This window comes from Photorhabdus thracensis (assembly GCF_001010285.1).
Taxonomy (GTDB): Bacteria; Pseudomonadota; Gammaproteobacteria; order Enterobacterales; family Enterobacteriaceae; genus Photorhabdus; species Photorhabdus temperata.
Genome location: NZ_CP011104.1, coordinates 4,690,905 through 4,705,732, shown reverse-complemented (window position 1 = coordinate 4,705,732; position 14,828 = coordinate 4,690,905). Strand labels below are relative to the sequence as shown.

The window sequence follows — 14,828 nt, the reverse complement described above, 5'->3', positions numbered from 1 at the left end:
TATGCTAACTAACTGATCCGAATGCGATTTGGAACAGCTACTGGATTAAATTCGACAGGTAAATAATATCGGGATGAACATTTAATCATCTTAAAAATAAATAATTGACATCGTCCTGTGTTTTGCGGGTTATTCAGATGTCATAGATTAACTTGCTGGCCTTGATAGATTTAACTGAGTGGGGAAGAATTTATGTGGTTTGAAAAGTTAAGTCATACTCAATCAGATAAAACTGATCATATCTTATTTTGTTTTCCTTATGCGGGTGGCTCGGCAGAGGTTTTCCGTGGCCTGAGCACTTGTCTGGCGAAAAATATTGCGGTATATGCATTACAATTGCCGGGTGGCGGCAGTCGTTTTGGTGAAGCGTTAAGCCGGGATATGGGAAAGATTTTGCAGGCAGTACACGGGGAAATGAGACATCTGATTAACGGTAGCCGGTTCTCTTTATTTGGGCACAGTAACGGCGGTTTGTTTGCTTATGAATTGGCTAACCGGTTAAATAATGAGAACCAGTCTCCGGCAAACGTATTTATTTCCGCAGAAGCCGCTCCGCATATTACCAATTTTAAAGAAGATCCATTTGATTTTTCTGATGCGCAATTGAGTGAGCTGTTGGCAAAATATGGTGGAACGCATGATGAAGTCATCAATAATGAAGATTTCAAAGCGATATTCTTTCCTATTATTCGTAATGATTTATCGCTTAATTACCATATGAAGTATTACTTGCGGCAAAAGCAAAGTGTATCTGAACTCGTTTTGATTTATGGGCAAGAGGATAAAACGATGTCAAAAGAGGATATGCTGGCGTGGGAAAACTACACTTGTGGTGGTGTTGATATTCACCTCGTCGATTCTGATCACTTCTTTATTCAGCATATACCGAAAGTGGTTGCCAATATCATTCATACCAGAATTGCATTGAGCACCAAACAAGAACGGACGATGACTGTATAATACAAACCTTAGCAGGCGTGATAAGGCAATATATGCCTATATCACGCCAATTTTTCAGAGAAAACCGCGATTGTACAGTTACATCCGTTCTATCGTCTCAATGCCCAAGGTATTCAGACCCAGCTTCAGTGTTTTCGCCGTCAGCAAAGCCAGTTTCAGGCGGCTCTGGCGTAGTTCTTCATTTTCAGCATTCAGGATCTGACAGTGTTCATAGAAACCAGAGAACAGACCGGCTAAATCGTACAGGTAAGCACACATAACGTGTGGCGTACCTTCACGGGCGACGGTGGTGATAGTCTCTTCGAATTGTAACAAACGGGTTGCCAGAGCTTGTTCACGATCCTCATTCAGGATAACCGGTAAAGTCAGGCTGCTTTCATCAATATCGGCACGTTTGAAGATCGAAGCCACGCGGGTATAGGCATATTGCATATAAGGCGCGGTGTTACCTTCAAAGGCGAGCATATTATCCCAATCGAAGATGTAATCTGTCGTACGGCTCTTGGAGAGATCGGCATATTTCACTGCGCCGATACCCACAGCTTCAACCACTTTTTTCAGCTCATCTTCTGGCATATTCGGGTTTTTCTCACGGATAAGTTTATCGGCACGTTCAATGGCTTCATCCAGCAGATCGGTCAACCTGACAGTGCCGCCGGCACGGGTTTTGAATGGTTTGCCATCTTTACCCAGCATCATGCCGAACATATGGTGTTCCAGTGACATGGCTTCTGGTATATAGGCTGCTTTACGAACGATAGCCCATGCTTGCATCAAATGCTGATGTTGACGGGTGTCGATATAATAAAGAACACGTTCAGCGTGCAGGGTTTCATAACGATATTTTGCACAGGCGATATCCGTTGTGGTGTAGAGATAGCCGCCATCCTTTTTCTGGATAATCACGCCCATTGGTTCACCTTCTTTGTTTTTAAACTCATCAAGGTAAACCACGGTTGCGCCATCACTTTCTACCGCCAGACCTTTCTGTTTCAGATCAGTGACAATACCGGGCAGCAGATCGTTGTACAGACTTTCCCCCATCACGGCATCTTGAGTCAAAGTGACATTCAGACGGTCATAGGTTTGCTGGTTTTGGGCCATAGTGATATCCACAAGCTTGCGCCACATAGTACGGCAATACTCATCACCGCCTTGCAGCTTCACCACATAGCCACGGGCGCGGGCCGCAAACTCTTCATCTTCATCATAGTTCTTTTTTGCTTCACGATAGAAAGCTTCCAGATCGGCCAGTGCCATATCGCCGGCATTTTCGTTCTGTACTTTCTCCAGATAGGCGATCAGCATACCGAACTGGGTTCCCCAATCACCAACGTGATTAGCGCGGATAACCTTATGGCCGAGGAATTCAAGTGTACGGACCGCAGCATCACCAATAATGGTGGAACGCAGATGACCAACGTGCATCTGTTTAGCGACATTAGGTGCTGAATAATCGACAACGATAGTTTGCGGTTCGACTGGAGTAACGCCCAATTTCTCATCTTTCAGTGCAGTTTCGATATTCGCTGCAATCCAGGTTTTATCAAGAAAAATATTGATAAAACCGGGGCCGGCGATTTCAACTTTACTGGCGATACCTTGCAGATCCAGCAGGCTAACAACTTTTTCTGCCAGTTGTCGGGGCGGCATACCCACTTTTTTAGCGGCGGCCATCACACCATTGGCCTGATAGTCACCAAATTGCGCTTTCGCGGATTGACGGACGTGAGCTTCACTGTCGGCTGGAGCACTTGCTGCAATCAGCGCCTGGCTGACTTTTTCTGAAAGAATCGCCTGAATATTCACCTGGTTACCTTAAATTACGAACAAGAATAGGTATATTGTAGCAAACAATACCCTTTGCAAAATGATTCATAAGAAAAAACGGCAAGTTTTATACCATATTCAGTACACGGCATGCTATAACCTGCCGTTTTATGTCAAGGCAATTGGGCCATCAGCACCGACAAGAACTGCTGGATGATTGGAGGCTGGCAGAGCAGCATCGTCCGTTAAACAAAATCGAATCTTTGGCGTGGTTGTCATGAGAAGAGTGATTAATGTGCAGACTAAACCGGAATATATTCTGGTTCTAACTTTTGATGATGGAACGCAAGGCGAAATCTCAATTGCTGATCGTTTGTTTAGCTCTATGTTTGAGCCATTGAAAGATCCTCAGTTTTTCGCTCAGGCGAAGGTGGATAAATTCGGGGCAGTATGTTGGCCTAATGAAGCTGATTTGGCCTCGGATGTTTTATATCGAAAAGTCATTTCTCAATGAAAAGGAATTGACTCTGGAATGGTATTTCGATATTGGAAGTTTGAGTTGATTAAAGGGAAAGCCTGAGTGGGTTTTGTTTTTATTTAACCTATTCAAGCAAAGCCAGTTTGATTTCCTTAAGGATTTTTTCCAATATAATAAAGGTCAAATTATTATTTGAGAGTTTTGGGGTGTTCCCTGTATTTCATAGGGATGAACCATACAATACGGATTTGGCTATCAAATAGGGAATATGTTCCTCACATTAGCGGGGATAAACCGGTGATATTTGCTGTGATGATAAGAAAACATGGTATGGATTATTCAACTGCATGGCTATGATTAGAGTTAGTCGAATCATTAATAAATAATGGCAAAATGAGTTTTAAATTGTAATGTTTTGAAAAGAAATGTCAGTGTGAATGCAATAATAACATGATGATGAGCGGCATTATAGGGTACCGACCTATAACGGATTGCGTCTGGATGTAAAGGCAGATCCAAAAACCGGCCATTTTCAGGCGAAATTACCTTTCAATGGTGGAGGATGGTGCAAATGGAAAATCAACCGGGCTTTTGTGACGGTAGGTTATACCGATGTCAGCCATCTGGTGAAAAATGCTATTCAGGAGGAAGGCGCGGAGGGAACAGGTTTAATCGCCTTTATCAATGACGCAGTCCAGACGAATATTAGCGAAATAGCGGCATTGAATGCTATTGATTTCAGTCCAGTTATTTACCCTGTCCTGAAAGTAGTTGAAGGGCGTCCGAAAAGAATATTCCTACAGGGTAGGATCGGTATGTATCCCTTTCGATTTAAGTTAACACCAGGCGCTGCATGGAAAACTATCTATAAGCCTAAGCTGGATGAAACTAAAATGCTGAAGATCACTGTGACTGACGGGAAAGGTGAATGGGTTGAATATCCCAATGGACACATTGAAACTGATACTCAAATGGTAGATACCCGTTACATAAAGTAACACCAGAAATAAGGAGTCTATATGAACGATGGATTACACTTTCTCTGTCAGATTACCGATTTGCCGGAGAAAACATTTGCGGTAGCGGAATTCTCTTTACAGGAGGAATTATCCGAACTGTTTACTCTCGAATTGTAGTCAAAGTGAGAATGAAAAGCCCTTTGTCTTAGGTCATCATTTACTTGAGGCTTGGTTCCATTCTGATTACGCCCTGCAAGGGCAGGTATTTGTGCTCTAGCGATTTATGGGAAAACCACGGTAAGCAGGTTAAGAAACTGGATGAACCAGCAGGGCAGATGGTTAACATCTTACGAATTTCTAAACCTGTCATTGTTGCGGTTTTAAATAACAAGAGATGCGGTTAAGTTTTCGTTATTTTGCAATAAGATTAATTTCTTGTTGTGAATTATTAAATTGAAAATGATATTTTGTCTTTATCATAGCTGCTTGTTTTTTAGGTGGTTATATTTCTCATAAACATAAAATAAGATAATTGACTATTTCATTAGCTAAAATCTCAGAAACAATATAACAAAAAAATATATATTATATGTTTTTTGGCATTATTCCTGATGCGATTCATTTCTATTTTGTTGTTATTTAATGTTTTTTTATTTTAAGTGAGTTTCGTTGATTAAAATTGAAAATCTTTTACAAATTATTTGTTGAAATTTTTAATAAAAAAGAAATTAATATCGTTTATGATTTAATAAATCCAAAAGAATAGCTCACCAGCATTGATCTAAAAAGGAACTACTATGCTTTGGAAGAATACCTCCAACCAATTTGGTCATTTATCTGTCATTTTACACTGGCTGGTTGCATTGACCGTGTATGGCATGTTTGCACTGGGGCTGTGGATGGTGACTTTAGGGTATTACGATACGTGGTATCACGGAGCACCTGAAATTCATAAAAGCATTGGAATCATGCTGCTGATAGCGATGGTTGTGCGTGTTATCTGGCGTTTTGTTTCTCCACCACCAAAACCCTTAGCCAGTTATAACCGCCTGACCAGAATCAGCTCTGTTTTAGTACATATTCTGTTGTATGTTTTGCTGTTTAGCATTCTGATTAGTGGTTATTTAATTTCGACGGCTGATGGGCAGCCAATTTCTGTCTTCGACTGGTTTACTGTGCCAGCCACATTAACCGGTCAGGGCAAACAGGCAGATACTGCTGGAATGATTCATCTTTATCTTGCCTGGACTGTGGTGATTTTATCGTTATTACATGCTGTTGCTGCGTTAAAACACCATTTTATTGACCGTGATGCAACCCTGAAGCGTATGCTGGGTTTCCGTCCTGAATAATACAAAACGATTATGGAGAATAATATGTTGAAGAAGACGTTACTTGGCCTGACTGCGGGTGCATTGTTATTGAATGCAAGTTCTGCATTAGCAGCCAATTATAAAATCGATATACCGGGTCAGCACGCCTTTATTGAATTCCGCATTCAGCATTTGGGTTACAGTTGGTTATATGGATCATTTAAGGATTTTGATGGTTCTTTCACATTTGATGAGAAAAACCCGGCGGCGGATAAAGTTGATGTCACAATTAAAATAGCCAGTTTGGATACTAACCACGCTGAGCGTGATAAACATCTGCGTAGTAAAGATTACTTTAATACAGAGAAATATCCTGAAGCAAAATTTACTTCAACCGAAGTGAAAAAAGATGGGAATAAATATACTATTACAGGTGATCTGACTTTAAATGGTGTGACAAAGCCAGTGGTATTGAATGCAGTACTGATGGGTGAAGGTAAAGACCCATGGGGTGGTTACCGCGCAGGTTTTGAAGCATACAGTAAAATCAACCTGAAAGACTTTAATTTCAAAGCAGATTTAGGCCCTAAATCACAGGAAGCGGATTTACTGATTTCTGTCGAAGGCATTCGGGAAAAGTAATATCCTGATTACTTGATGTAAACTGAATAAATAAAAACCTGGCATTAGCCAGGTTTCAGGATTGATTAGCCCATTATCCTTTTTTTATTGCATTATTTTTATGGCTTGCTTCGTAAAATAACAGTGAGAAAACACCTGCATGTCAGTCTGTTTTGATGATACTCTTTGCTTACTGATTTGTTTTCAACTTTCTTTTACTGGTTAATGGATTTTGATTAAACGCAATTTACTATTTTTCTTAAAAGCACGCTTATTGAGTTAAATCAGCCTCTTATATAAAATCTTTAATCTCTCTGTATTCGCAATTTTAAATGATTATGGCCGGTTAGTGTTTTTTTCGTTTTCTGCCGCGGAGCGATAACTCAACCCTTATCGAGGTTGTAACACTTTCTTACCAATTTATTTTTGTAAATTAAAAAAATGAAAATTTTTCTTGCTATTTGGTGATTGTTTAATAATTATTGCTCAAGTTCTGTTATATGAGCAGTATAAGGGAGATTTCGAATCCCGTTCCCCTTATTCAAAGGGATTAATCGATTGAGATACATTTTTGTCTTCCTAAATATGATGAATAGGAGAGGGTTGTTTCTCCTGCAAGAGCTGAATTATATGCGAACAATAGATGACATATTCTCTGAATCAACGGAGATGAACCATAAATGAAGTCATAATTCGATTGACTTCAAATACTGTTCCTCGTGTTCACGGGGATGAGAATTCATTGGCATTTATTTTGGCTTCTCCCTTCATCCATGACCTTTCTTGAAAGCCGGCATGACTGTTGGTGTAAATTGCGCTCTGTACGGCAATTTACACCTGACAGGAAACCGACTAACAACGGAATATAATCTATTGAGCAAGATAATAATATCATTATCCCCGGTATTTAATGAAGAATGGGTCATTAGTGAAACAATTAAACAGATAGCGTTATTAGTTATCGTAGCAAATTAGGATAAATATATTTTTTGATTAAAAATCAATGTGTTATTCTGTCGCAATGATAATTAGACGGAATTTAAGTGAATGAGAAGCTGTTTTATCTATCGTGGATTATTTTTCTGAGAAAATGGTATGTCATTATCCGTTTTATTGTTTATTAGATTGAAGATAATTGAATTCATACCGAGTCTGTAATACTTTCTTACCGTTTGTAACAATTTCTTGCAAATTTATATTTTTGTAAATTTATAAAAAATTCTTGCTTTCTGATGAAAGTTTAATAACTATTACTTTAAGTTCCGTCATATGAACAATATGAAAGGAATTTCAACTTCTGTTCCCTTTATTCAAAGGGATTAATCGATGGGGATACATTGCTGTCTTCCTGTCGTTCAATTTGTTATTACTCACTGCATAGAGCTGTGCTTTCTGTCTGTGGTAATCGGATTTTTGCTACCTTATTTTTAGGGTGGTGAGATCAATTATTTCAATTCCCGGCGGGGATCAAACCATTGCTGAGGGCGCTTCGACTGCAAGTGGGACTAATCAACAGGGGCTTGCTCTGGAGGGCATGAAAACCTCGTGTGGTACCACGTTGATCGCTTCGCAGACACTTTTTCAGGTAAAAAATAGATAAGGGTAGCGTGTGATGAATAGAAGAATGTCGCTTTTCCTGCAAGAGCTGAATTATATGCGGCAACTGGCGCAGGAAGCCGGAAAAGAACACCCTCATCTGGCCGGTTTTTTATCCGAAGGGGCGGGTGATCCGGATGCTGAACGAGCAATACAGGTCTATGCCCTGTTAGCTTCTCGTCTTCGCTACAAAACGGTATCGGCGTTGTGGGGAACAGAGCGGCAGGTTGCTATTCTTCCGTCCGGGGAAAACTCACCGTTTTCCATTTTGCAACTGATGACGGAATATTACTATTTCCCGCATGTGCATGATTTTGTGACGATTGATATCACGGAGGGGTGTTCGTCAGTGGCGTTGAACGCGGACCGGACATTCGAGTTGATTTTGCAGTTTGAAGGCAGTCTGGAACTGACTGATATTGCCCAAACCTTTCTGCTGGATTGCGTGCCGGTCAGACAACTGGAGCCGATGACCAGTGCGGCAATCCCGGTGAATAGTGGCATCAGCGATTATGACATCCCATTAAATCCGACAGAACGGCTGTTCAATCTGGATCACGTTTACGTATCGACGGAGCCGAAGCTGGAACGCGGGCAACCCTACCGCTATCTGCCGGTTGAAAAATCTACTCTGACCTCTCATTTTCAGCCGAATGCGGAATTTCTTTATTATTATCAGTTGAATACGGAATGCGATATTTTGCAGCATACCCGCTATCAGCTGCGTTTCTTTGACTGTCATGGTAAAGCGGCGGATAACCTGCCGTCGCAATCCATTTTTTGCCAGTTTACCGGCTATCAGTCGCAGGCGGCTGACCTGGGTATCGGCGATATCAATCTGGCGGGCGAAAACGCCACGGGGTTGACGGTCAGCAATATCACTCCCGTTTCAGCCTGTTATCCCTCCATGATAGAGGAAAGATCAGCCTGGCCGTTGATTTCCTGCTTTGCCGGCTCGCCCTGGATAATATTTCAAACCCGCTCGTTACAAGAGTTTCTGAAAATATTTGATTTTTCCCCTGACCAGGCATTAAGCCGACGTATCCAGTCACATATTAGCGGTATCGTCCGGCTGGAGAACATCCCGATAGATAGGCTGGACAAGGGTGTTCCTGTGCGGGGTCACCAGCTTATCCTGACCCTGAACCCGGATTGTTTTGCCAATCAGGGGGAGATGTATCAGTTCAGCCTGGTGGTGACACGCCTGCTGACAGTTTTCATCAGCATGGGCGCTTTTTTGATGATGAAGGTGATTAGATGGTCAGACGGGAGAGGTCTTGTGGGACTTTCAAGAGATGATGTTCGGACTGCGTCCCTATATTTAATAACAAGCAGAGGAAAACACTGATGAGTAAAATAGATCCGCGTGAATGTTTTGATTGCAGGCGTTTGAAACACTGGGTGGAATTTCAGTTGGTGGATGAACAGGGAAAACCGCTAATCAATGCGCCTTATGGCTTGGTAAGCTGGGGATTACCGGATCATGTGCGCCGGGGGACAACGGATGGTTTCGGGGTGCTCAGGGAAGAAAACTTGTCGGCTCATCCCGTGATATTGTCTATCCATGCCCAATCGTTGGCCGATGAGATGGAACAACGCCCGTTGCGGGAAATACGCGGTGAGGAAGCGTCGATGGTGAAGCCAAAAGCCAAAAGCCGAAGCTGAAGGCCATCAATATTACTATGTGACTATCGGGCAGATTAGTGATGGGTTGCCGGTGATTAAGGATTGGAGTGATCCTAAAAAAATTCCGCCTCCCTATCATTTTCCAGACCCGGAGCCAAGTGGCTACACGGTTCATCCACTAAATCAACGGTATGTCTTGGAAATATGCCCGTTTCGGGCCTGGGTCTTGCAGCTACATCATCAAAAAGAGTATTCCATTGTTAATGCGTATAACCAGTGTTTGATGAGTGTGTTGGCTTATGCCGGTGGGGATGTTGATACTGAAGGCTCGGTGACTCACTTTTTTAATCGGCAGATGGTGGATATTTCAACGCTGCCCTATAAAGTTGAGGAATTATCGGCAACACCTGTGGTTTACGATGTGCCGTTCAGTGAACGTTATACTAAAGTGGAGTTCATTGATTCAGCAAATGTTGATGGTGTAGGAGGTAATACCCAGTTGTTTTATGTGGCCAGCCAGAGTGATGTAGTTGTTAGCTGGAAAGGCACGGCCAGTATGACGGATGCCATGACAGATGCAACGTATCAGCCTTTGGGGTTAGGCTGTGATGATAAAGCCCTGTGCAGCGGATTTATCCATAGTGGCAAAGTGCATAAAGGCTTTTGGCAGGCATTCAATTTGGTTGAAAATCTAGCCATCCCTAGTGATGGTATTACAGCAGTGTTCAGTGATGTGTTGGATTTAGCCGCAAGCAAAAGGTTGTTTATCTGTGGTCACAGCTTGGGAGGTGCGCTGGCATTGTTGCACTGTGCCCAATTGAAAGAATTCGATCCTTGCCTTTACAGCTACGGTATGCCCAGAGTATTAACATGTAGTGCAGTGAGGGAATTGTCAGCTATCACCCATTACCGTCATGTCAATGAAGATGATCCGGTTCCTGCTGTGCCCCCAGAAAAAAATCTGGATAACTGGCTTTATCGTTGTTGGGGGCCACTAGGCTATTTGTTTAGTCCGATTGAATTACTGGATTTTACCAACAGCGGTGAAATTTATCTGCATCACGGAAAAATAGTGCACTTTTGTAAAATCAATTTGGTTATTGAATGGCTGGAAGAACGTAACCCCAGTAATCATGTACGACTCAGAACCACCTTACCCACCAAAACAAAACTGTATTTAGTTCCGTCATTAAACCGTGAAACAGAAAATAATCTGAAGGATGCCGGGGATATTCAGAAAAGATTTTTTCAACAGATCAGTGAGGCAGATAAAGCCAAATGGTTTCCATTGAATGAAAACCCGACCTTAAAAGATGCGCTGGGTTTCCCTGATCACAGTTCACTGAAATATGCCCGCTACATTGGCGCGCGATTAGCCGAATTGGTTGCGCCGGAGAAATACCATTTTTTCCGGGATCAGGAACAATTATTTGAAAAAACGCTGAATGAAAGGACCGATATTGTTCAAGGTATTCGGCAACGGGATGCATTATTTTTACAGATGGATCATCAGTTGAAGCAAGCATTGATTTGCACTCAACAAGATAAACAAGGTCCGTTGGCCTTATTGCGCTATACGGATAACGGGGTAGGAATTGAGGAAGATTTACCATGACAAATATCAATCAATGTTTATTAGTGTTGTTAATTACATTAATATCAGGCTGTGCTGACCCAAATGAGCCACTTTCTCCCCCTAAAAAGAATCAGTGGATCTCGGTAGAAGGAGTCGCGCCGAAATACACAAAACCGCATGTGTCTGCTGTGTACATATCAAAAAATTGCCTAAAATATCAATGGCATGCTGACATGTCCCTTTATAAGGTGCCGACCTATCACGGATTACGTCTGAGTGTGAAGGCCGATCCGAAAACGGGTTACTTTCAAGCGAAATTACCGTTTAATGGCGGAGGCTGGTGTAAATGGAAAATTGACCGGGCCTTTGTATCGGTGAGTTATACCGATGTTAGTCATCTGATGAAAGATGTTGTTATATATGAAGGAGGTGGAGGAACGGGTTTAACCGCCTTTATCAACGATGCAGCCCGAACAAATCTTAGCGAAACTGCGGCATTGGATACTATTAATTACAGTCCTATTATTTATCCTGTTTTGAAGATGGTTGAGAAACGTCCGAACAGAATATTCTTACAAGGTGAAGTGAGAATGCGCCCCTTTCGATTAACGTTGGTTCCGGGAGCGGAATGGAAAATCACCTTTAATCCTAAATTGGATGAAACCAAAATGCCGAAAATCACAGTGACTAAAGAAAAGGAATGGGTTGAATATCCAAATGGACACATTGAAACCAATACCCAAGAAGTCGATTACCGATATATAAAGTAATCTCATCAGGAAAACTGACCATGATAAATATGAAATGTGATAGTAAGGAACTCCCAGTATGAAAATACTAAAGGTTTCGTTGTTATTGTTATTGCTGTCTTTTATTTATTGGGCGTTTAGTGATACCTTTTTTAATTGGCTTTTTCCTTTTTCATCTGCTGGAAAGGGGCCGTGGATAACAGTAGAAGGTGTCGCGCCGAAATACACAAAACCGCATGTGTCGGCAGAATATATTTCAAAAGATTGTCTTGAATATGAACTTGATGCAGGTATGTCGCCTCACAAAGTGCCGACCTATATAATTCCAGGAGCGGAATGGAAAATTACCTTTAAGCCTAAGCTGGATGAAACCAAAATGCCAAAGATTACCGTGACTAATGGGAAGGGAGAATGGGTTGAATATCCCGATGGACACATTGAAACCGATACTCAAATGGTAGATACCCGTTACATAAAGTAACACCAGAAATAAGGAGTCCCTATGAACGATGGATTACATTTTCTCTGTCAGATTACCGATTTGCCGGAGAAAACATTTGCGGTAGCGGAATTCTCTTTACAGGAGGAATTATCTGAACTGTTTACTCTCTCTTTAACTCTGGTCAGTAAACGGGCCGATATTGATCTGGAATCACTGTTATTACAGTCGGTGAAGTTCCGGGTGGTTTTCAATGGCGTTGAGCAACGTCAGGTCAGCGGCATTATTGCGCAGGCTGTACTGGGTGATACCCATACTCACCGCACGATTTATTATCTCACCGTCCGGCCTGCGCTCTGGCGGATGAACCTGAATCAGGACAGCCGGATTTATCATCGGCAAAGCGTACCGGAAATCCTCAAAAGTTTGTTGAAGAAACACTATATTCTAGCCGATTCCCAACTGAATGAGTTTCATTACACACGTGAGTATGTGACGCAAAACCCGTCTTACCGCCTGACACACCGGGCCAATACCGATCCCCGTGTTGAGGGGCAAGAAACCCTGTTTTCGATCTTTGAAAGCTACGGCCGTTTTCAGAAAGACGCGGAGGCGAAACCGTTTGTCCAGCGCCGTCAGCAGGCCGTTCAGAATCAACGTCAGGCGGGCAGCGGGCAAAGCAACTGCTTTAAGCTGATGCCCGGTAAAATCTTTGACCTCAACGAGCATCCGATTGATGCCATGAACACCCGCTGGCAAATCGTGACCATTCATCATTACGGCAAATGCCCGCAAGCCCTGCAAGAAGCCAGTGGCGGATCAGGAAGTTATCTGCATAACGAATTCAGTTTTATTTCCGGCTATCAGGATTGGCGAGCGCTATATCGCTACAAACCGTTGGCGGATGGTGATGAAGTAGCAACCGTGGTGGGCCCGGCAGGGGAAGAAATTTATGTCAATGAAGACGGTTGTATCCGCATCCATTTTCACTGGGATCGTTATGATAAGGCCGATGAAAACGCATCTTGTTGGATACGGTTTGCGCAAGGCTGGAACGGCAGCGGTTACGGTTTTATGGCGGTTCCCCGCATCGGTCAGGAAGTGATTGTTTCCTATCTGAACGGCGATATTGATCGGCCGATTGTCACCGGCTGCACCTACAACGGCTTAAACCGGCCACCGCTGGATTTACCCGCCGAGAAAACCCGCACCACGTTTAAAACCCGGACCCATAAAGGTGATGGTTTTAACGAATTGCGGTTTGAGGATGCCAAAGACCAGGAAGAGATTTACCTGCACGGACAGAGAGATCTGACCGCCCATATTCAGCATGATACCTACTGGCATATTGAACACGACCATAAACAGCGGATCGACAATAACCGTTACAGTGAAATCCGCGCTGATGACCACCGGAAAATTATCGGTTCCGGTAAATACAGTACCGATGGGGATGTATCGCACCGTATCACCGGCAGTCAGCATTTACAGACCGGGGAAGCACTGGTTGCTGAAAGTGGTCAGGAAACGCACCTGAAAAGTGGCGGTAAAATCGTGCTGGAAGCGGCGTCAGAAATCACCTTGAAAATCGGCGGCCATTTTATCCGGTTAACTCCCGGCGGTATTCTAACCTCTCCAAACCTATTAGTCGGGCAAGGCGCTGCCGGTGCCGGGCGTGGTTTGTCTCTGCAATTGCCAGAGGGGGTAGAACCGCTGCCTGATGTAAAATCTCCAAAATCTCCAGTCAAACCAATTTGTGCTGTGCAGGCTCAACAAGAAGCTAACTGGATTATCGATAACCAGGAGGATGCATGAACATTTCTATCAATTGGCAACAGTGGTTGACCACGCCTGATAAGCCGCCCGTTTTCTTTATGCTCAATTCATTGGCAGAACCTAACCCAATCGGTCGCTTTTACAAAAACGACTGGGTAGAACAGGCTTTTCCACTATACAGCGGTACACCGATGGATCACCTGCTGGCACAAAGCCCCTGGCTGGTTCAGCCCAGGTCAGGCTATCTGTCAGTAATCGGTCATCTGCTTGATAGCAAAACCCTGAGCGACAACAGTTGGGGGTGGGCTTACCGCAGTGAGGATTTATGGACCCAACAGCTTAATCACTGGCGTTCACGCCAGCAGGTGATATTACAGGAGAAGCAGGTACTCTTGCGCAGTATGGATCCCCGAATTCTCAGCCAGTTATTACCGGCAATGATAATCAGCGATTGGTCAGCATTTTTGACACCGGTGAGTGAGTTAATGATCGATACCTCTGATCCCCAGATTTATTCCCGCCCTGAAAATTGTGGTCAAGGTGGGAATGAACGGCTTTTCGTCCTGGATAGTCATTTATCGTATGCCTGGCATCATTCCGATTATGCCCTGAAAGGGAAGGCATTTGTGATCAGTAGTCATTTATGGGAAAACCACGGTGAATTAGCTGAAAAACTGAATGAGTCAGAGGGGCGGTTAGTGGAACGGATTATCAATTGGTTGAAAGCGCGTTTAGAAAACGGCGATAACATCAGCAACCTGACCAGTGAGGATTATTTGCAGACGTTCAATGAGCAATATCCGACCACTGAATCGCATGATGGCTAGCATCTTGCGAATTCTTGATGCAAGGATGGCTGAAATCTAAAACGTTCTGGAATAATAAAAACACAGCTCTGGTTGTTAAATTTGTTGAACTAGAGGGTCAATCTGACTACTATTACCTCAAGTAATATTTATCAATTT

General features: G+C 43.0%; 12 protein-coding genes and 1 pseudogene. 12 read left to right on the top strand and 1 reads right to left on the bottom strand.

Annotation, left to right across the window (positions count from 1 at the left end):
- Positions 1–192 precede the first annotated feature (192 nt).
- Positions 193–960 (top strand): thioesterase II family protein, encoded by a 768-nt coding sequence (locus tag VY86_RS20525; RefSeq protein ID WP_046976356.1) that lies wholly within the window; start codon positions 193–195, stop codon positions 958–960.
- A 78-nt stretch (positions 961–1,038) separates the two neighbouring features.
- Here the strand turns inward: VY86_RS20525 and argS are convergent, their stop codons facing one another.
- Entirely contained in the window at positions 1,039–2,769 is a 1,731-nt protein-coding gene (gene argS / locus VY86_RS20520) for an arginine--tRNA ligase (RefSeq protein ID WP_046976355.1), read from the bottom strand.
- Positions 2,770–3,007: 238 nt separating this feature from the next.
- Between argS and VY86_RS20515 the strand changes: the two genes are divergently transcribed.
- The 11 genes and pseudogenes from VY86_RS20515 (at position 3,008) to VY86_RS20470 (ending at position 14,690) form a co-directional block, all read left to right on the top strand.
- Complete coding sequence (locus VY86_RS20515; RefSeq protein WP_046976354.1) at positions 3,008–3,244, top strand: DUF2442 domain-containing protein; 237 nt, start codon at positions 3,008–3,010, stop codon at positions 3,242–3,244.
- 428 nt (positions 3,245–3,672) lie between these two features.
- Positions 3,673–4,206 (top strand): annotated as a pseudogene (locus VY86_RS20510) (hypothetical protein); the annotation flags it as partial.
- A 758-nt stretch (positions 4,207–4,964) separates the two neighbouring features.
- Entirely contained in the window at positions 4,965–5,519 is a 555-nt protein-coding gene (locus tag VY86_RS20505) for a cytochrome b (protein WP_046976352.1), read from the top strand.
- A 24-nt stretch (positions 5,520–5,543) separates the two neighbouring features.
- On the top strand, positions 5,544–6,122 hold the full coding sequence (locus VY86_RS20500) for a YceI family protein (protein ID WP_046976351.1): 579 nt from the start codon (positions 5,544–5,546) through the stop codon (positions 6,120–6,122).
- 1,591 nt (positions 6,123–7,713) lie between these two features.
- Entirely contained in the window at positions 7,714–9,045 is a 1,332-nt protein-coding gene (locus tag VY86_RS20495) for a type VI secretion system baseplate subunit TssF (RefSeq protein WP_238591510.1), read from the top strand.
- Entirely contained in the window at positions 9,045–9,362 is a 318-nt protein-coding gene (locus tag VY86_RS26325) for a hypothetical protein (RefSeq protein ID WP_338012137.1), read from the top strand. The genes VY86_RS20495 and VY86_RS26325 overlap by 1 nt, the downstream gene beginning before the upstream one ends.
- A 19-nt stretch (positions 9,363–9,381) precedes the next feature.
- The gene (locus VY86_RS20490; protein ID WP_324251533.1) at positions 9,382–10,938 is read left to right on the top strand and encodes a lipase family protein; all 1,557 of its coding nucleotides are present in this window, start codon (positions 9,382–9,384) and stop codon (positions 10,936–10,938) included.
- Positions 10,935–11,669 (top strand): hypothetical protein, encoded by a 735-nt coding sequence (locus VY86_RS20485; protein ID WP_046976349.1) that lies wholly within the window; start codon positions 10,935–10,937, stop codon positions 11,667–11,669. The genes VY86_RS20490 and VY86_RS20485 overlap by 4 nt, the downstream gene beginning before the upstream one ends.
- Positions 11,670–11,727: 58 nt before the next feature.
- Positions 11,728–12,129 carry a hypothetical protein gene (locus VY86_RS20480; protein WP_046976348.1) on the top strand — a complete coding sequence of 134 codons (402 nt, stop codon included), beginning with the start codon at positions 11,728–11,730 and terminating at the stop codon, positions 12,127–12,129.
- Between the two features lie 21 nt (positions 12,130–12,150).
- Positions 12,151–13,902: a type VI secretion system tip protein TssI/VgrG gene (tssI, locus tag VY86_RS20475; protein WP_046976347.1), complete on the top strand. Its 1,752-nt coding sequence runs from the start codon at positions 12,151–12,153 to the stop codon at positions 13,900–13,902.
- Positions 13,899–14,690: a DUF4123 domain-containing protein gene (locus VY86_RS20470; RefSeq protein WP_046976346.1), complete on the top strand. Its 792-nt coding sequence runs from the start codon at positions 13,899–13,901 to the stop codon at positions 14,688–14,690. The genes tssI and VY86_RS20470 overlap by 4 nt, the downstream gene beginning before the upstream one ends.
- The last annotated feature ends 138 nt before the right edge of the window (positions 14,691–14,828 follow it).

What these genes read in the sequence shown, in the direction of transcription:
- VY86_RS20505 (WP_046976352.1), top strand. Translation starts at nt 4,965, where the DNA reads ATGCTTTGGAAGAATACCTCCAACCAATTTGGTCATTTATCTGTCATT.
- VY86_RS20525 (WP_046976356.1), top strand. Translation starts at nt 193, where the DNA reads ATGTGGTTTGAAAAGTTAAGTCATACTCAATCAGATAAAACTGATCAT.
- VY86_RS20500 (WP_046976351.1), top strand. Translation starts at nt 5,544, where the DNA reads ATGTTGAAGAAGACGTTACTTGGCCTGACTGCGGGTGCATTGTTATTG.
- VY86_RS20495 (WP_238591510.1), top strand. Translation starts at nt 7,714, where the DNA reads ATGAATAGAAGAATGTCGCTTTTCCTGCAAGAGCTGAATTATATGCGG.
- VY86_RS20470 (WP_046976346.1), top strand. Translation starts at nt 13,899, where the DNA reads ATGAACATTTCTATCAATTGGCAACAGTGGTTGACCACGCCTGATAAG.
- VY86_RS20485 (WP_046976349.1), top strand. Translation starts at nt 10,935, where the DNA reads ATGACAAATATCAATCAATGTTTATTAGTGTTGTTAATTACATTAATA.
- VY86_RS20480 (WP_046976348.1), top strand. Translation starts at nt 11,728, where the DNA reads ATGAAAATACTAAAGGTTTCGTTGTTATTGTTATTGCTGTCTTTTATT.
- VY86_RS20515 (WP_046976354.1), top strand. Translation starts at nt 3,008, where the DNA reads ATGAGAAGAGTGATTAATGTGCAGACTAAACCGGAATATATTCTGGTT.
- tssI (WP_046976347.1), top strand. Translation starts at nt 12,151, where the DNA reads ATGAACGATGGATTACATTTTCTCTGTCAGATTACCGATTTGCCGGAG.
- VY86_RS26325 (WP_338012137.1), top strand. Translation starts at nt 9,045, where the DNA reads ATGAGTAAAATAGATCCGCGTGAATGTTTTGATTGCAGGCGTTTGAAA.